The following is a 17,905-nucleotide window of genomic DNA, read 5'->3' as shown; positions in this document are numbered from 1 at the left end:
ACACTGGTGCGCGCATATTAACCGCCTGGTTTTGAGCTCGGTGTCAGGCGAATGTCACCGTTCCGTCGCAACTTCCGCCCGCACCCCCGCCCGTATCGAAAACCCCTCCCCCGGTTACTTCACCGCGCTGCCCGCATTCCACTCCTGCCAGGTCATGTTCCAGCCGCCGAGGCCGTTGTCCGCGGCCACCGTCCTGTCCCGGCTGCCCACGACCTCCACGACGTCACCGATGAGGCTGCGGTCGAAGAACCAGCCCGCGGGCGTGGCCGAACTGCCGCCCTTGACGTCCCTGAGCCCCACGCACCCGTGGCTGACGTTGACGTGCCCGGGGGCGTCCGGCGACCAGTAGTTGCCGTGCAGATAGGTGCCGGAGGCGGTGAGCTTCATGGCGTGCGGGACGTCGGGGATGTCGTACTCGCCGCCGAAGCCGACCGTGCGGCTGTTCATGCGGGTGACGTCCTGCATGTCCATCACCACCATCTTGCCGTTGTACGTCGGGTTGCGCGGGCCGCCCGCCGTGATCGGCACGGTGGCGAGGAGCTGGCCGTCGCGCCGTACCTCCATGGTGTGCCTCGCCGCGTCCACCAGGGAGACCTGGCTGCGGCCGACGGTGAAGGCGAAGGTCTTGTGCTGCAGCCCGTAGACGCCGGGCGCCCCCTGGACGTCGCGCAGGTCCAGCCCGACGGTGACCTGGGTGCCGGGCTTCCAGTAGCGCTCCGGACGGAAGTCCAGGCGGCTGCCCCCGAACCAGTGCGGGCGGATCTCGACGGGCGGCCGAGCGCTGACCCGGACGGCGCGTTCGACGGCGGCCCGGTCGGCGATCTCCCGGCTGAAGGCGAGCGAAACGATCATGCCGGTGCCGACGACGGCCCGGTTCTCGGGGGTGACGTAGGCGATGAACCGCTCGGCGGGGACGAGGGTGGTGAAGGTGGTGTGCCGGGCCGAGCGGCGGTCGTCCGCGTCCCGCGCCACCACGTCGACCGTGTACCGGGCGGCGAGCGCGAGCCGGTCGTCGTCGGGCCGCCAGGTCCGTCCGTCGGCGCTGACGCGCCCGGGGACCGGGAAGTCCTGCGCGTCCTGCTCCCTGACGACGGTCACCTTCTCCAGCCGCCCGTCCGGCACCCGGATCCGCAGCCGCTCGCCGGGGCGGACGCCCGTGACGGCGTCGTCGGGGCTGACGCGGATGACGTCCTGCGGTGCCCGGGGCTTGTCGTACGCCCCGAGCGGTCCGGAGCCCCCGGAGCAGCCCGCCAGCAGTGCCGCCCATGTCAGTACCGCGGCCAGCGCGGCTCCCGCGCGCCGTGCGCGTCCTTGTACGTGCCTCACGCGGGACTCAACGACCGGGCCCGCTCGGGGGAAACGTGAGTGCGACGCACGCACTGGGCAGAAGAGAGGGAAGGACGACACGTTGGGGAGCCTCCCCGGAGGGGGACCCCAGCCCGGACATGAGCCGCACGGGGGCGCAGCCGTGCCGGAGGGCCGAGCGGGATGCTCTTCGGCCGGTGGACCGCGCGCCGTCCCCCGGGCTGAAAGAGGGGGCCGACAGGTGACGAGCGCAGCGGAGCGGCGGGCACCGGCCGGGCAGCCGGCCGTCGGGACGGGGCAGCAGCCGTCCGTGCTGAACGGCGTCCGGCACGCCGCGGCGCCGGCCCCGGTGGTCTGGCCGGGCGCGCCGACCCCGCTCGGAGCCCGGTTCCGGACCGGCCCGGACGGGGTCGCGGGCACCAACTTCGCGCTGTGGGCGGGCGGGGCGGAGGCGGTCCGGGTGTGCCTGTTCGACGAGGGCGGCCGCGAGACCCAGGTCCGGCTGACCGAGCTGACGCACGAGATATGGCACGGCTTCGTGCCGGGCGTGATGCCGGGCCAGCGCTACGGCTACCGGGTGGACGGCCGCTGGGACCCGTGGACCGGCGCCCGCTGGAACCCGGCCAAGCTGCTGCTGGACCCGTACGCACGGGCGGTGGACGGCGAGTTCGGGCTACCGCCCGAGGTGTACGGGCACGTCCGGGACTGGCCCGAGCAGTACGTCGCCGACACCGTGCGCGACGAGCGGGACTCGGCGCCGTACGTGCCGAAGGGCGTCGTCGTCGACGATGACGACGACTGGGAGGACGACCGGCGGCCGAAGACCCCGTGGGCCGACTCCGTCCTCTACGAGCTGCACGTGCGGGGCTTCACCAAGCTGCACCCGGGGATCCCCGAGGAACTGCGCGGCACCTACGCCGGGTTGGCGCACCCCGCCGCGATCGAGCACCTGACCAGGCTGGGCGTGACGGCCGTGGAGCTGCTCCCCGTCCACCAGTTCGCGCACGAGGACCACCTGCTGCGCCGGGGCCTCGTCAACTACTGGGGCTACAACTCCATCGGCTACTTCGCCCCGCACGCCGGCTACGCGGCCACCGGGACGACGGGCCAGCAGGTCGGCGAGTTCAAGCGGATGGTGCGCGCGCTGCACGCGGCCGGCATCGAGGTGATCCTCGACGTGGTCTACAACCACACCGCCGAGGCGGGCGAGTTGGGGCCGACGCTCTCCCTGAAGGGCATCGACAACCGCGGCTACTACCGGCTCCAGGGCGACGCCCGCCGCTACGCCGACTACACCGGCTGCGGCAACACGCTGCACGTCGTCCAGCCCCAGGTGCTGCGGCTGATCACCGACTCGCTGCGCTACTGGGTGACCGAGATGGGCGTCGACGGCTTCCGCTTCGACCTCGCGGCGGCGCTGGCCCGCTCGATGCACGACGTCGACATGCTCTCCCCGTTCCTGGCGGTCATCGCCCAGGACCCTGTGCTGCACCGGGTGAAGCTGATCGCCGAGCCGTGGGACATCGGCTCGGGCGGCTACCAGGTCGGCGCCTTCCCGCCCCTGTGGACGGAGTGGAACGACCGCTACCGCGACGCGGTCCGGGACTTCTGGCGCCAGGCCCTGCCGGACGTACGGGAGATGGGCTACCGCCTGTCCGGCTCCAGCGACCTGTACGCCTGGGGCGGCCGCCGCCCGTACGCCTCGGTCAACTTCGTCACCGCGCACGACGGGTTCACGCTGCGCGACCTGGTGTCGTACGAGCGCAAGCACAACGAGGCCAACGGCGAGGACAACCGCGACGGCACCGACGACAACCGCTCCTGGAACTGCGGCGTGGAGGGCGAGACGCCGGACGAGCGGGTACGGTCGCTGCGCCGCCGCCAGCTCCGCAACCTCCTGACGACCCTGCTCCTGTCCACCGGTGTGCCGATGCTGGTCGCCGGCGACGAACTCGGCCGCACCCAGGGCGGCAACAACAACGCCTACTGCCAGGACAACGAGATCGGCTGGCTGGACTGGTCGCTGACGGCCGAACCGGGCTGGCGGGCGCTGACCGACCTGACCGCCCGCCTGATCGCCCTGCGCCACCGGCACCCGGTGCTGCACCGCCGCGCCTTCTTCTCCGGCCGCGCGCACTCGGCGGACGGGCTGCGCGACCTCGCCTGGTTCACCCCGCGGGGCACGGAGATGACCGAGGCCGACTGGTACGCCCCCGCGGCCACGCTCGGCATGTACCTCTCCGGCCGGGACATCCCGGGCCGCGACGAGCGGGGGGCGCCGGTCGTGGACGACAGCTTCCTCGCGGTGCTCCACGCGGGCGAGGACCCGACCGCCTTCGTGCTGCCGGGCCCGCCGTGGGCGCGGCGGTACGAGGTGCTCGTGGACACCGACCGCGAGGACCAGGCGGAGCCGCCGGGCACGGTGCATCCGGCGGGGGCGCGGATCACGGTGCCGGGGCGGTCCGTGCTGCTGCTGAGGGTGGTCTGAGGGGCCCGGGCCCGTGAGCGGGCGGGCCGGCTCAGCCCAGGATTCCCCGGTCGTACCCCGTCGCCACCGCCGCCGCGCGGTCGTTGACGCCCAGCTTGGCGTACAGGTGGGTGAGGTGGGTCTTCACCGTGGCCTCGCTGATGAAGAGTTCGCGGGCGATCTCACGGTTCGACGTGCCCTTGGCGACCAGGGCCAGGACCTCGCGTTCACGGGCCGACAGCGGCTCGCCGGACGGGGCGCGGGGGGTGCGGACCGCGTGGACCAGACGGGAGGCGACCGCCGGGGAGAGGACCGTACGGCCCTCGGCGGCGGCCCGCACGCCGGTGAACAGCTCGTCGCGCGGGGCGTCCTTCAGCAGGTAGCCGGTCGCGCCCGCCTCGATCGCGGGGAGGGTGTCGGAGTCGGTGTCGTAGGTGGTGAGGACCAGCACCTTGGCGCGGGCGCCCAGGCGGGTCAGCTCGCGGATCGCGTCCACGCCCGAGCCGCCCGGCATCCGCAGGTCCATCAGGATCACGTCCGGGTCCAGGGCGGCGGCCCGCGCCACCGCCTCGACGCCGTTCGCGGCCTCCCCGAGCACGCGGAAGCCCGGCGCCGACTCGAACATGCCGCGCAGGCCGTCGCGGACGACCGGGTGGTCGTCCACGATGAGCAGGGAAATCACGGTCTCAGCGGTCATCGCCGACCAACGGTACGCGAGCCGACACCGCCGTGCCGTGCCCGGGCTCGGACTCCACCGTCAGGGCGCCCGCGATGCGCTCGGCGCGGGCCCGCATGCCGTCCAGACCGAAGCCGCCGGCGCGGGAGCGGGCCGGTACGGCGGCCGGGTCGAAGCCCGTGCCGTCGTCGCGTATGTCGAGGGTGACCTCGTCGCCCATGAAGGAGAGGGTGACCCCGACCCGGGTCGCGCCGGCGTGCCGGGCCGCGTTGGACAGCGCCTCCTGGGCGATGCGCAGCAGCGTCGCCGAGACCTCGTCGTGCAGCTGCTCGGTGGTGCCGGTGACCGTGAACTCGGCCCGCGCGCCGGTGCGTTCGCCCCACTCCGCGACCGTCTTCTTCAGCGCCTCGGGCAGTCCACCGTCCGTGAGCTCCACCGGCGCCAGGTTGTGCACCGACCGGCGGGCCTCGCCGAGGCTGTGCCGGGCCAGTGTGGCGGCGCGCTCCAGATGGGTGCGGGCGGTGGTCAGGTCGGGGGCGTTCGCGACGACCTGGAGCTGCGCGATGATCCCGGTCAGGCCCTGGGCGATGGTGTCGTGGATCTCGGCGGCGAGCCGGCGCCGCTCGTCGGCCACGCCCGCCTCCCGCGCCTGGACGAGGAGTTGGGCGTGCAGGGCGGCGTTCTCGTCGAGGGCCTGCTGCAGCGCCGTGTTGGTGCGCTCCAGCTCGGCGATGGTGTCGGCCTGGACACTGAGCCGGGCCTGCTCCTGCTCGGCGAACCGGGTGAACACGCTGACCATCCCCATGTTGACGCCCAGCACGAGGAAGAAGCCGAGCCACATGACCAGCCCGTGCGGCGGCCAGCCGCCCACCTCGCTGCCGGCCATGGTGACGGCGGTCAGGAAGAGACCCGGCAGCACCAGCCGGCGCGGCAGCTCCCGGCCGGCGGTGTAGTAGCCGCTCACGGCGTAGAAGGCGAAGAACGGGTTGGCCCAGGTCAGCACGAAGGCGATGGCCCAGCGCAGGAGGTAGAGGGACACACCCGTCCGGCTCGGGCCCGGCCGCGTCCGCTTCACCCTGCCCCAGTACAACTGCAGCACGACGGCCACGGGCACGAGTGCGGTGCAGACGATCATTCCGGTCCGGTCCATGCCGACCGGGTGGGCGGAGATCGCCGCCGCGACGACACCGGCGGCCAGCAGTGCCCAGGGCCCCCAGGTGTCGAACGACGCCCGGGGCGGCTGCTGCACGGTGCTCGTCATGGCCCCAGTGTCCGGCACGGCCCGGCTCCTTCCTCCACGTCCACCGCGGTGGAACGCCCGCTCACTCCCAGCGGAACCAGCGCGCGGCGGCGCCGGTCAGCAGCAGCGTCCACGCCGCGAGCACCCCGAGGTGCCCCCAGGCCGGCCAGCCCCCGGAGGCGGCCTGGTCCAGGGCGCGGGCCGCCGCGCCGAACGGGGTCAGCTCGACCACCCGGGCCAGCGCGTGCGGCATGGACCGCACCGGGATCCACACGCCCGCGCAGAACATCATCGGGAACAGCACCATCGACCCGATCGCACCGGCGATCCTCGTCGTCCGGGAGAGCGCCGAGACCACGCTGCCGAGCGCGAGGGCGGCCGCCGCCGCGAGCAGCAGGGCCAGCAGATAGCCGGCCGGCTGCCGGGGCAGCGTCACGCCGAAGGCCACCCGGCCGACCGCGAGGGCGAGCACCGCCGAGGCCAGCGCGGCCACGCCCTGCACGGCCATCTGTGCCGCCAGCAGGGCCGCGGGGCGGACCGGCGTGACGGACATGCGGCGCAGGATGCCGCGCTCCCGGTAGCCGGTGAGGACCTGCGGCAGCCCCTGCGCCCCGGACATGATCAGGGCGATCAGTACGGCGATGGGCACGTAGACGTCGACCGGCCGCAGCCCGCCCATCGACGCGTCGGCCCGACGGAACGAGGGGATGGAGCCGAGGATCGCCAGCAGCAGCGAGGGGAACAGGAAGATCCAGAAGAGGGCGGCCGGTTCCCGGCGGAACAACCGGAACTCGGTACGCAGCACGGCGGTGTTCACGCGGCTTCCTCCTCGGCGGGGCCCGCGGTCAGGTCCAGGAATGCGTCGTCCAACGTGGCGTCGACGACCCGTAGTTGGCGGGCGGTGATGTGATGGCGGGCGAGCAGGGTGATGACGGCGTTCACGGTCTCGTCGGTGCCGGACAGGGTGATCCGCTCGCCCTTGCGCTCGACCGAGGCGAGCGCGGGCAGCGCGGCGAGCTCACGCTCGTCCAGCGGCGCGGACGGGCTGAAGCTGATGACCGTGGCGCCCGCCGAGCGGCGGATGAGCCCGGCAGGGGTGTCCAGCGCGGCGATCCGTCCCCGGTCGATGACGGCGATCCGGTCGCACAGCCGCTGCGCCTCCGCCATGAAGTGGGTGACCAGCAGCACGGTGACCCCGCTCGCGCGGACTTCCTCGATCAGTTGCCAGGTGTCGCGCCGGGCGCGCGGGTCCAGACCGGTGGTCAGCTCGTCCAGCACCACGACCCGGGGCCCGCCGACGAGCGCCAGCGCGATGAACAGCCGCTGCTGCTGACCGCCGGACAGCTTGCCGAACCGGGTGCCCAACTTCTCGGTCAGACCGAGGCGTTCGGCGAGGGGGCGCCAGTCGGCGGGGTGCGGGTAGAAGGCGGCGTAGAGCTCCAGCGCCTCGCGCACGGTGAGCTTGGCCTGGAGTTCGCTCTGCTGGAGCTGGGCGCCGAGCACCCGCGCGACCTCCGCGTGGTCGGCGACGGGATCGTGGCCGAGGACCCGGATCCGGCCGCCGTCCGGGACCCGCAGGCCCTCGACGCACTCCACGGTGGTGGTCTTGCCGGCGCCGTTGGGGCCGAGGATCCCGAAGATCTCGCCCTCTTCGACGGTGAAGGAGACACCGTCGACCACGGCGCGGCCGCCGTACGACTTGCGCAGATCGGTGACTTCGATGACGGATGGCATGCTCCGAGGATTCCGGCCGGGCCCCCGGTGGCACATCGGCCGGCCCGCTCGAAGTCGCATCCGCCGATCGGTTGATGCCGCCCTACGACTCCTCGCCCGCGCCGGTCGTAGGACCAGCGACGGAGCCGGGTCCGGCCGAAACTCGGTGGGCGATGTCGGTGCCGGTCCGTACGCTCGCGGTGATGTCCACGACACGTGCAACCACCGAGGACCGATCGGCCGTCCGCACGCTGCTGCGGCTGTGGCCGTACGTACGCCCCGTGCGCGCACGGCTGTTCACGGCCGCGTTCGTCGCCGTCGTGGCCTCCTGTACGGGACTGGTGATCCCGCTCGTCCTGAAGTGGATGGTCGACGGGCCGGTCGCCGACCGCGACCCGGGCGGGGTCTGGCTGGGTGCCCTGTACCTGTTCCTGCTGGGCGTCGCGGAGGCGCTGCTGTTCGGTCTGCGCCGGTGGCTGGTGGCCCGTCCGCTGTCGCGTGTGGAGGCGCGGATGCGGGCGGGGCTGTACGGGCGGCTGCAACGGCTGCCGGTGGCCTTCCACGACCGCTGGGCCTCGGGCCAGCTGCTGTCCCGGGGCACCACGGATCTGATGCTGCTGCGCCAGTTCCTCGCCTTCCCGCTGACGTTCCTTCTGGTCAATGGCGTGACCATCCTGGTCGGCGTGGTGATCATGCTGGCGCAGGACTGGGTGCTGGGCCTCGTCATCCTCGGCCCCACGATCCCGGTGATGTGGACCTGCGCGGTCTTCGAGCGGCGGTACGCCACGGTGGCCCGGGCGGCGCAGGACCAGGTCGGCGATCTGACGACGGTGGTCGAGGAGAGCGTGCTCGGCATCCGCGTCGTCAAGGGCTTCGGCCGCCACCGCAGCCAGGCGCACGCCTTCCGCGAACTGGCGCTCACGCTGCGCGGCACCGAGCTGCGCAAGGCCCGGCTGCTGGCCGTCATCTGGGGCGTCATCGTGACCCTGCCCGAGCTGGCGATCGGGGCGGCGCTGGTGCTGGGAGTGGTACGGGTGTCCGACGGGGGCCTGTCGGCGGGCACCCTGGTCGCCTTCCTGAGCACGGCACTCGCCCTGCGCTGGCCGGTGGACTCGATCGGCTTCCTGCTGGCCATGAGCCAGGAGGCGGCAACGGCGACGGAACGCTATTTCGAGGCGATGGACGAGCCCCCGGAGGAGGACCTGCCAACGGGGCGCGGACAGCGCCCGGCAGCGGGTCGCGCAGAGCGCTCGACCAGCGGGCGCGGGGAAGGCTCGGTATCGGGGCGCTGGGAAGGCTCGGCGCCGGGGCACGGAGAGAGCCCGGGCCCCGGACACGGGGACAAGTCGACCACCGGACACGGGAAGAGCCCGGACCCCGGACACGGGGACAACTCGACCGCCGGACACGGGAAGGGCCCGGCCCCCGGAGCCAAGCAGAGCTCAACCGCCCCGCGCGAAGGGGACTCGGCAGCCGCACTCGGGGACGACCTGGCCGCCCGACGCAAGGAGGACCCGGCAACCCGGCACGGGAAGAGCTCAGCAGCCGGACACGGCGAGGACTCGGCAGCCGGACTCCCGAACGCCCTGACCGCCCCACGCGCAGAGGACTCGGCAACCGGACTTCCGGACGACCTGGCCGCCCGACGCAAGGAGAACCCGGCCCCCGGACACGGGAACAACTCGACCGCCGGACGCGGGAAGAGCCCGGACCCCGGAGCCGAGGACAGCTCAACCGCCCCACCCGCAGAGGACTCGACCACCGGACTCCCGGACAACCTGGCCGACCGGCGCGAGGAGAGCCCGGCCCCCGCACGCCGGGATGCCCGACCGGGACCGCACCGCGGTGGTGCCGGGCTGCGGTTCGAGAACGTCCGGTTCCGGTACCCCGACGCCTCCCCCGACTCGCCGCCCCTCCTCACCGGCGTCGACCTGCACATCCGCCCCGGCGAGTCCATGGCCCTGGTCGGCGCGACCGGGAGTGGGAAGACGACGCTCACCGCGCTCGTGCCGCGACTGCACGAGGTCACCTCGGGGCGGATCACCCTCGACGGCGTCGACATCACCGAGATGCCCCGCGAGGAGCTGCGCGCCAAGGTCGCCGTGGCCTTCGAGGAGCCCACGCTCTTCTCCACGAGCGTCGGCGAGAACGTCCTCATGGGTGCCCGGCCGGACGCGGGCGAGCCGGAGTTGGAGCGGGCGCTGGAGGTGGCGCAGGCCGCCGGTTTCGTGCACGCCCTCCCGCAGGGCACCGGCACCCGGGTCGGCGAGCAGGGCCTCAGCCTGTCCGGAGGCCAGCGTCAGCGCCTCGCGCTGGCCCGCGCGGTCGTCGGCCGACCGGACTTCCTGGTCCTGGACGACCCGCTGTCCGCCCTCGACGTGCACACGGAGGCGGCCGTCGAGGCCGCGCTGCGCCACGTCCTCGCCGACACCACCGCCCTGATCGTGGCCCACCGCCCCTCCACGGTGCTGCTCGCCGACCGGGTCGCCCTGCTCTCGGGCGGCCGGATCGCCGCCGTCGGCACGCACCACGAACTGCTGCGCACCAACGCCGAGTACGCGCATCTGATGTCCGGGACATCCGGGCACTTCAGGGATACGGAGGAATCCCGTTGACCACCACGACCGCCTCCACCCCCACCTCCGACGACGACGAACTCCCCGATCCCCGGCAACAGCCGGCCGGACAGGGCACCGGTCAGGGGGCCGACGGCGCGGACGACGCCTTCGACCGGGACGTCCTGCCCACCGCGCCCGGCGCCACCGCCGCCCTGCTGCGCTCACTGCTCGCGCCCCTGAAGGGCAGGGCGGTACTGACCACGGTCCTGCTGCTGCTCCAGCAGGCGGCCGTACAGGCGGGCCCGCTGATCGTGGCGTACGCCATCGACAGCGCCGTACCCGCGTTCCGTGCCCACCACCACGGCCCGCTGATCGCGGTGGCCGTCGGCTGTCTGCTGTGCGCGCTGCTCTCCGGCGCCCTCCAGGCCGCGTTCATCGAGACGTCCGCGCGGGTCAGCCAGGACGTGCTGCTGGACCTGCGCGGCCGGATCTTCCGGCACGCGCAGGCACTGAGCGTCGACTTCCACGAGCGCTACACCTCGGGCCGGCTGATCTCCCGCTCCACGACGGACGTCGAGTCGCTGCGCGAGCTGCTGAACGACGGACTCCAGGAGCTGGTGACCGTCGTGCTGTCCTTCGTCTACATCTCCGCGCTGCTGCTGTGGCTGGACCTCGGCCTGGGCGCGCTCGCGCTGGCCTCCCTCGCGCCGCTGTACCTGCTCGTGCGCGTGTACCAGCGGCGGGCGGGGCGGGTGTACCGGGCGCGGTCCACGGCCATCGCGGCGGTGATCGTGAAGTTCGTGGAGACGATGAACGGCATCCGCCCGGTGCGCGCCTTCCGCCGGGAGGCCGTGAACGACGCCGAGTTCGCCGTGCTGAACCGGCGGCACGAGCGGACGAACGGCGACGCGCTGCTGGAGATGGCCCGCTATGTGGTCGGCTCCCGGCTGGTGGCCAACACGGCGGTGGCGGGGATCGTGCTGTGGGGCGCCTACCGGGTGGCGACGGGCTCGCTGGAGCTGGGCGTGCTGGCGGCGGCGGTCCTCTACCTCCGACGCCTCTACGACCCCATCGACCGGCTCGGCATGTTCCTCAACGCCTACCAGTCGGCCGCGGCCTCCCTGGAGAAGATCGCCGGCCTGCTGGCCCAGACCCCGTCGGTGCCCGAGCCGGCGGCGCCCCGTGAACTCCCGCCGCCGAAGGGCGACTTGCCGGGGCGCGAGGTCGTCTTCGAAGCGGTCAGCTTCGGCTACCGCACCGGCGGCGAGGTGCTGCCCCGTTTCGATCTGACCCTCCCGGCCGGACAGACGGTCGCCGTGGTCGGTTCCACGGGCGCGGGCAAGTCCACCCTCGCCAAGCTCCTGGCCCGCTTCTACGACCCCTCCGGCGGCCGTGTCCTGCTCGACGGCGTGGACCTGCGGGAACTGCCCATGCGCGAGCTGCGGCGCGGGGTGGTCATGGTGACCCAGGAGGCGTTCCTGTTCTCCGGGACGGTCGCGGAGAACATCGCCATCGGCCGGTCCGACGCCACCCGCGAGGAGATCGAGCGGGCCGCGAAGGCGATCGGCGCGCACGAGTTCATCAGCGCGCTGCCCGACGGCTACGACACCGACGTGCGCAAGCGCGGCGGCCGCATCTCGGCCGGTCAGCGCCAACTGGTCGGCTTCGCACGGGCGTTGCTCGCCGACCCGGCGGTGCTGATCCTGGACGAGGCGACCAGTTCCCTGGACATCCCGGGCGAGCGGGCGGTGCAGCGGGCGATGACGACGGTGCTGCGGGGCCGTACGGCGGTGGTGATCGCCCACCGCCTGTCGACGGTCGAGATCGCGGACCGGGTCCTGGTCATGGAGCACGGCCGCATCGTCGAGGACGGCACTCCGGCCGACCTCGTCGCGGGCACGGGCCGCTTCGCGGACCTGCACAGGACCTGGCGGGACAGCCTGGCCTAGGCCCAGGGCTACGCGAACGGGGGACGGATGATCGACGCGTACGAGGAACCGGGGGTGCCCGACACCCGCAGCGGCTGGCGGTATCTGTGCTGGCTGGTGTGGCGGCAGCGGGGGCGGTCGCTGGCCGGGGCCTCGCTGGCCAGCGTGTGGATGGTGCTGCTGGCCGCGCAGCCGTACATGATGGCGCGGGCCGTGGACGACGGGCTGGTGCCGGGGCGGCTGGGGGTGCTGGCCGCGTGGACGGGGGCGATGTTCGTGCTGGGCGCGGGCAACGCCTGGCTGAGCATCATGCGGCACCGCACCATGACCCGGGTGCGGATGGACGCCAACTTCCGCACGGTGAAGGTGGTCGTGGGGCATGTGGTGCGGCTCGGGGCCGCGCTGCCGCGCCGGGCGGGGGCCGGGGAGGTCGTGACCATCGGCGTCGGCGACGTACAGGTCATCGCGCAGTCGCTCACCGCCGTCGGGCCGGGCGTCGGCTCGGCCGTGGTGTACGTGGTGGTCGCCGGGCTGCTGTTCGCCGTCTCGGCGCCGCTCGCCGCCGTCGTCCTGCTCGGGCTGCCGGTGCTCGCGCTGGTCACCGGGCCGCTGACGCTGCGTCTGCAGCACGCGGAGAGCGAGTACCGGGAGCGGCAGGGCGTGCTGACCGCCCGCATCGGGGACCTCGCGGGCGGCCTGCGCGTCCTCAACGGGCTGGGCGGGAAGTCGCTGTTCGCCGACGGTTTCCGGACGGATTCGCAGGCGCTGCGCGCGCAGGGGTACCGGGTGGGCGCGGTGGCCAGCTGGGTGCAGGCGCTCGGCGTCGGGCTGCCCACCCTGTTCCTCGCCGTCGTCACCTGGCTCGGTGCCCGGCTGACGGCCCAGGGGCACATCAGCATCGGCCAGTTGGTGTCGGTGTACGGCTACGTCGCGGTGCTGATCGGGCCGGTGGCGTTCATGGTGCAGATGGTCTACGAGCTGAACCGTGGCGTGGTGGCCGCGCGCCGGGTCGTACGGCTGCTGCGCCTTGCGCCGGATCCGGACGAGGGCACGCGGCGCGCGCCCGCGGAACCGGCCGAGCTGCACGACCCGGTGTCCGGGGTGCGGATCGCGCCGGGCCGGCTGACCGCGCTGGCCGCCGCCCGGCCCGCCGAGGCCGCCGCCGTGGTCGACCGGCTCGGCCGGTTCGGCCCGACCGACGTCACCTGGGGCGGGGTGCGGCTGGACGCGATCCCGCTGGCCGACGTACGCGCGCGTGTGCTGGTCGCGGACAACGAGGCCGACCTGTTCGCGGGGCCGCTGCGGGAGGTCGTGGCCGCCGGGGGCGCGGCCGGGGAGGCGGCGCTGCGGCGGGCGCTGTACGCCGCAGCGGCCGAGGACGTCGTACGCGGGCTGCCGGAGGGGGCCGACTCGGCCGTCGCCGGGCAGGGCCGCAGTCTCTCCGGTGGCCAGCGTCAACGGGTGCGGCTGGTCAGGGCGTTGCTCGCCGACCCGGAGGTGCTGCTCGCCGTGGAGCCGACCTCGGCGCTGGACGCGCACACGGAGGCGACGGTGGCCGAGCGGCTGCGGGCGGCGCGCGAGGGACGTACGACGGTGGTGACGTCGACCTCGCCGCTGCTGCTGGACCGCGCGGACACGGTGGTGTTCCTGGCCGACGGGAAGGTCGCGGCGCGCGGCCCGCACCGGCGGCTGCTGGCCGAGGAACCGGAGTACCGGGCCCTGGTCGCCCGGGACGTCGAGGCCGAGAACCCAGAGAACACAGAGAACACAGAGGACACAGAGGATGCCGGGAACGCGGCGGATGTCACCGACACGGAAGGGGTTGCGGGGTGACGGCGGGCGTGCCGGGTGAGGGGCTGCTGCCGGTCGCGGACCGCGGGCAGGTGCGGCGGGCCGCGGTGCGGCTGGTGCGGGCCGACGGGCGGGCGTTCGCCGCCGCGGTGCTGCTCAACGCGCTGGCGGCCGGGGCGGGACTGGTCGGGCCGTGGCTGGTCGGGCGCATCGTCGACGAGGTGCGCGCCGGGCACGGGGTCGGGGCGGTGGACCGGCTCGCGCTGTGGATCCTGCTGTGTTCGCTCGCGCAGCTGCTGCTGGCCCGCTGGGCGCGGTACGTGGGCTACCGGTTCGGGGAGCGGACGCTGGCCCGGGTGCGCGAGGAGTACGTCGAGCGGGTGCTGGCGCTGCCCGCGGCCGTGGTGGAGCGGGCCGGTACGGGTGACCTGACGGCGCGGGGCACGGCGGACGTGGCGACGGTCGGCAGCACGCTGCGGGACGTCGGTCCGGAACTGCTCGTCAACTCCGTGCAGGCGCTGTTCGTGCTGGGCGCGGTGTTCGCGCTGGACCCGCTGTTCGGGGCGTTCGGGGTGCTCGGTCTGACCCCGGTCTGGCTGGCGCTGCGCTGGTATCTGCGGCGGGCCCGGGACGGCTATCTCGCCGAGGGCGCGGCGACGTCCGAGGTGGCGGAGATCGTCGCCTCGACGGCGGCCGGGGCCCGCACCGTCGAGGCGTTCCGGCTGCGGCAGCGGCGGGTCACGGCCGGCCGGGACGCGCTGGAGACGTCCCGCCGGGCCCGCTTCCACACGCTGTTCCTGCGCACGGTGTTCTTCCCGGCGGTCGAGATCACGTACACCGTGCCCGTGGCGGGGATCCTGCTGCTGGGCGGCTGGCTGCACGAGCGGGGCTCGGTCGGGGTGGGCGCGGTGGTGGCGGCGGCGCTGTACCTGCGGCAGTTCACCGAGCCGCTGGACCAGATCCTGATGCGGGTGGAGCAACTGCAGAGCAGCGGTGCCTCGTTCGCGCGCGTGGAGGGGCTGGCGCGGGCGCCCCGCTCGGACGCCGGTGCGGGCTCGCCGGTGCCGGTGGACGACCGTATCGACGTGCGGGACGTGCGGTACGCCTACGAGTGCGGCGGCGAGGTGCTGCGCGGGGTGGACCTGACGGTGCGGCCCGGGGAGCGGCTCGCGGTGGTGGGGCCCTCCGGGGCCGGCAAGACGACGCTGAGCCGGCTGCTCGCGGGCATCGACCGGCCCGGGTCCGGGGCGGTGACGGTGGGCGGGGTGCCGGTCGCCGATCTGGAGCCGGAGCTGCTGCGCCGCCAGGTGGTGCTGGTGACGCAGGAGCACCATGTGTTCCTCGGCACGGTCCGGGACAACCTCCTGATCGCCGAACCGCAGGCCACGGACGGCGACCTGTGGGCGGCGCTGGCGGCGGTGGGCGCCGACGAGTGGGTGCGCGACCTGCCGGCCGGCCTCGACACCCGGCTGGGCACGGGCGGCACGGCCACCGACGGCTCGCAGGCGCAGCAACTCGCCCTGGCCCGTGTGGTGCTGGCCGACCCGCACACCCTGATCCTGGACGAGGCGACGGCCCTGCTGGACCCCACCACGGCCCGCCACACCGAGCGCGCCCTCGCCGCCGTCCTGGAGGGCCGCACGGTCATCGCCATCGCGCACCGCCTGCACACCGCCCACGACGCCGACCGCGTGGCGGTCATGGAGGACGGCCGCCTCACGGAACTGGGGACGCACGAGGAGCTGGTGGCGGCGGGCGGGGCGTACGCGGCGCTGTGGCGGACCTGGCACGGGGACGCCCGCTGAGGGACGCGTCCGGCCCAACGGTCCGCATACCGGACTTGAACAACCGGTCAACGGACCGTTTCCGGCCAAGTTTGTGACGCGGTCCTGACAGACACACCGATCCCCTGCCACTCTTCCCTGGCCGACTCACAGCAACCCCACCACTGCACGCGCACGCTCGCGAGCCGGCCCGCACGACCCCGCACCTCGTTTCGCGCACGTCCTGTTCTGCCCGGACGCCCCGACCTCTCGTCCGGTCTCCCCTGGCCGCACGACCTGCGGCCACGCAGAAGGAGTCAGTGTTGAGACGCAATTCCTCTCGCGGACGCACCTCCCACACCCCGCAGTCCCGCACCGCGCACCGCCGCAGCGCCACCCTCGCCCTCGCCGGTGCCGCCGCGCTGATCGCCGCCGCCGTCCAGACGGGCGCGGCCAGTGCCGCTCCGGCGGCCGGCCCGCGGCCCGTCAAGGCGAACCCGGCGCACACGGCGCTCAGGCTCTCGCCCTCGCAGCGCGCCGAGTTGCTGCGCGACGCCGACGCCACCAAGGCCGCCACGGCGCGCTCGATCGGCCTCGGCAGCCAGGAGAAACTGGTCGTCAAGGACGTCGTGAAGGACGCCGACGGCACGCTGCACACCCGCTACGAGCGGACGTACGCCGGTCTGCCCGTCCTCGGCGGCGACCTGGTGGTGGACACGAACAAGTCCCGCAAGACCATGGACGTCATCCGTGCCACGCACGCCACGGTGAAGGTCTCCGGCCTCACCCCGAAGGTGTCCCGGGCCGCGGCCGAGAAGCAGGCCGTGCAGCGGGCGAAGGCGCGCGGCGGCACGAAGTCGGCCGCCTCCAGCGCCCGCACGGTGATCTGGGCCGCCACGGGCAGGCCCGTCCTCGCCTACGAGACGATCGTGGGCGGCCTCCAGGACGACGGCACCCCGAACCAGCTGCACGTCATCACCGACGCCACCACCGGCAAGAAGCTCTACGAGTACCAGGGCATCGAGACCGGCGTCGGCAACACCCGGTACAGCGGGCAGGTCACGCTGACCACGGCCCAGTCGGGCTCGACGTACACGCTGACCGACAACTCGCGCGGCGGCCACAAGACGTACAACCTGGGCGGCGGCAGCGACGGCACCGGCACGCTGTTCTCGCAGAACAACGACACCTGGGGCGACGGAACCACGTCGAACGCGGCCACCGCGGGCGCCGACGCGGCCTACGGCGCGCAGGAGACCTGGGACTTCTACAAGAACACCTTCGGCCGCAGCGGCATCAAGAACGACGGCGTCGGCGCCTACTCCCGCGTGCACTACGGCGATTCGTACGTGAACGCGTTCTGGGACGACAGCTGCTTCTGCATGACCTACGGCGACGGCCAGAACAACGCCGACCCGCTGACCTCGCTCGACGTGGCCGGCCACGAGATGAGCCACGGCGTCACCGCCAACACCGCGGGCCTGAACTACAGCGACGAGTCCGGCGGCCTGAACGAGGCGACCAGCGACATCATGGGCACCGGCGTGGAGTTCTACGCCAACAACGCCTCCGACCCCGGTGACTACCTCATCGGCGAGAAGATCAACATCAACGGCGACGGCACCCCGCTGCGCTACATGGACCAGCCCAGCAAGGACGGCAGCTCGGCGGACAGCTGGTCCTCCTCGGTCGGCGGCCTGGACGTCCACTACTCCTCCGGCGTCGCGAACCACTTCTTCTACCTCCTGTCGGAGGGCAGCGGCGCCAAGACGGTCAACGGCGTGAACTACAACTCGCCGACCTCGGACGGGCTTCCGGTGACCGGAATCGGCCGGGACAAGGCGCTCCAGATCTGGTATCGGGCGCTGACCACCAAGTTCACCTCCACCACCAACTACGCCGACGCCCGCACCGGCACCCTCGCGGCGGCCGGCGAGCTGTACGGCACCTCCGGCGCGGAGTACGCGGCGGTCGAGGACGCCTGGGCGGCCGTCAACGTCGGTTCGCGCTCCGGCGGCGGGGGCGGTGGCGGCACCGGCTCGACGTACGACAACCACACACAGATGGCGATCCCGGACAACGGTCCGGCCATCACCTCGGCCATCACCGTCTCCGACCGCAGCGGGAACGCGCCGGGCAACCTCCAGGTGAACGTCGACATCACGCACACGTGGCGCGGCGACCTGGTCATCGACCTCGTCGGCCCGTCGGGCAAGACGTACCGGCTGAAGAACTTCAGCTCCTCCGACTCGGCCCACAACGTCAAGGCGACGTACACGGTGAACGCGGCGGCCGAAACGGCCGACGGGACATGGAAATTGAAGGTGCAGGATCAAGCCAGTCAGGACACGGGCACGCTCAACGACTGGAAGCTGATCTTCCCGTAAGCCGCACGTCAGGACCCTTGCACCACGGGGCTGTTCGAGGGGTCGCCCCCCTCGAACAGCCCGGGTTCACACGCCTG

At 73.3% G+C, this 17,905-nt stretch carries 11 protein-coding genes; 6 read left to right on the top strand and 5 right to left on the bottom strand.

The annotated features are described in order from the left end of the window. Positions 1-114 precede the first annotated feature (114 nt). Positions 115-1,326 (bottom strand): L,D-transpeptidase, encoded by a 1,212-nt coding sequence (locus AC4OXY_RS32680; RefSeq protein ID WP_356034501.1) that lies wholly within the window; start codon positions 1,324-1,326, stop codon positions 115-117. A 220-nt stretch (positions 1,327-1,546) separates the two neighbouring features. On the opposite strand from AC4OXY_RS32680, the gene glgX reads away from it, so the two are divergent. Next, positions 1,547-3,793 (top strand): glycogen debranching protein GlgX, encoded by a 2,247-nt coding sequence (gene glgX, locus AC4OXY_RS32675; RefSeq protein ID WP_491991513.1) that lies wholly within the window; start codon positions 1,547-1,549, stop codon positions 3,791-3,793. A 31-nt stretch (positions 3,794-3,824) separates the two neighbouring features. On the opposite strand, the gene AC4OXY_RS32670 is transcribed toward glgX, so the two are convergent. The 4 genes from AC4OXY_RS32670 to AC4OXY_RS32655 form a co-directional block, all read right to left on the bottom strand. Beyond that, positions 3,825-4,469 carry a response regulator gene (locus AC4OXY_RS32670; protein WP_376289407.1) on the bottom strand — a complete coding sequence of 215 codons (645 nt, stop codon included), beginning with the start codon at positions 4,467-4,469 and terminating at the stop codon, positions 3,825-3,827. Continuing rightward, positions 4,459-5,709, bottom strand: a complete 1,251-nt coding sequence (locus tag AC4OXY_RS32665) for a sensor histidine kinase (protein WP_356034495.1) — start codon at positions 5,707-5,709, stop codon at positions 4,459-4,461. Before AC4OXY_RS32665 ends, AC4OXY_RS32670 begins: the two co-directional genes overlap by 11 nt. Positions 5,710-5,770: 61 nt before the next feature. Beyond that, on the bottom strand, positions 5,771-6,505 hold the full coding sequence (locus AC4OXY_RS32660; protein ID WP_356034492.1) for an ABC transporter permease: 735 nt from the start codon (positions 6,503-6,505) through the stop codon (positions 5,771-5,773). Beyond that, on the bottom strand, positions 6,502-7,422 hold the full coding sequence (locus AC4OXY_RS32655; RefSeq protein ID WP_491991512.1) for an ABC transporter ATP-binding protein: 921 nt from the start codon (positions 7,420-7,422) through the stop codon (positions 6,502-6,504). The genes AC4OXY_RS32660 and AC4OXY_RS32655 overlap by 4 nt, the downstream gene beginning before the upstream one ends. A 182-nt stretch (positions 7,423-7,604) precedes the next feature. On the opposite strand from AC4OXY_RS32655, the gene AC4OXY_RS32650 reads away from it, so the two are divergent. The 5 genes from AC4OXY_RS32650 (at position 7,605) to AC4OXY_RS32630 (ending at position 17,828) form a co-directional block, all read left to right on the top strand. Continuing rightward, the gene (locus AC4OXY_RS32650; RefSeq protein ID WP_491991511.1) at positions 7,605-10,016 is read left to right on the top strand and encodes an ABC transporter transmembrane domain-containing protein; all 2,412 of its coding nucleotides are present in this window, start codon (positions 7,605-7,607) and stop codon (positions 10,014-10,016) included. Then, entirely contained in the window at positions 10,013-11,908 is a 1,896-nt protein-coding gene (locus tag AC4OXY_RS32645) for an ABC transporter ATP-binding protein (RefSeq protein WP_491991510.1), read from the top strand. Before AC4OXY_RS32650 ends, AC4OXY_RS32645 begins: the two co-directional genes overlap by 4 nt. A gap of 27 nt (positions 11,909-11,935) precedes the next feature. Further along, positions 11,936-13,720: an ABC transporter transmembrane domain-containing protein gene (locus AC4OXY_RS32640; protein WP_491991509.1), complete on the top strand. Its 1,785-nt coding sequence runs from the start codon at positions 11,936-11,938 to the stop codon at positions 13,718-13,720. Then, a complete protein-coding gene (locus AC4OXY_RS32635; protein WP_491991508.1) occupies positions 13,717-15,483 on the top strand; it encodes an ABC transporter ATP-binding protein in 1,767 nt (588 codons plus the stop codon). Before AC4OXY_RS32640 ends, AC4OXY_RS32635 begins: the two co-directional genes overlap by 4 nt. Positions 15,484-15,764: 281 nt before the next feature. Further along, positions 15,765-17,828: a M4 family metallopeptidase gene (locus AC4OXY_RS32630; protein ID WP_491991507.1), complete on the top strand. Its 2,064-nt coding sequence runs from the start codon at positions 15,765-15,767 to the stop codon at positions 17,826-17,828. Positions 17,829-17,905: the final 77 nt, after the last annotated feature.

The organism is Streptomyces sp. HUAS MG56 (assembly GCF_058673395.1).
This window is presented reverse-complemented; position numbering and strand designations above follow the sequence as displayed.

Excerpts from the sequence above, each read along its gene's own strand:
- AC4OXY_RS32670 (WP_376289407.1), bottom strand. The coding sequence starts at position 4,469 with ATGACCGCTGAGACCGTGATTTCCCTGCTCATCGTGGACGACCACCCG.
- AC4OXY_RS32665 (WP_356034495.1), bottom strand. The coding sequence starts at position 5,709 with ATGACGAGCACCGTGCAGCAGCCGCCCCGGGCGTCGTTCGACACCTGG.
- AC4OXY_RS32655 (WP_491991512.1), bottom strand. The coding sequence starts at position 7,422 with ATGCCATCCGTCATCGAAGTCACCGATCTGCGCAAGTCGTACGGCGGC.
- AC4OXY_RS32650 (WP_491991511.1), top strand. The coding sequence starts at position 7,605 with ATGTCCACGACACGTGCAACCACCGAGGACCGATCGGCCGTCCGCACG.
- AC4OXY_RS32640 (WP_491991509.1), top strand. The coding sequence starts at position 11,936 with ATGATCGACGCGTACGAGGAACCGGGGGTGCCCGACACCCGCAGCGGC.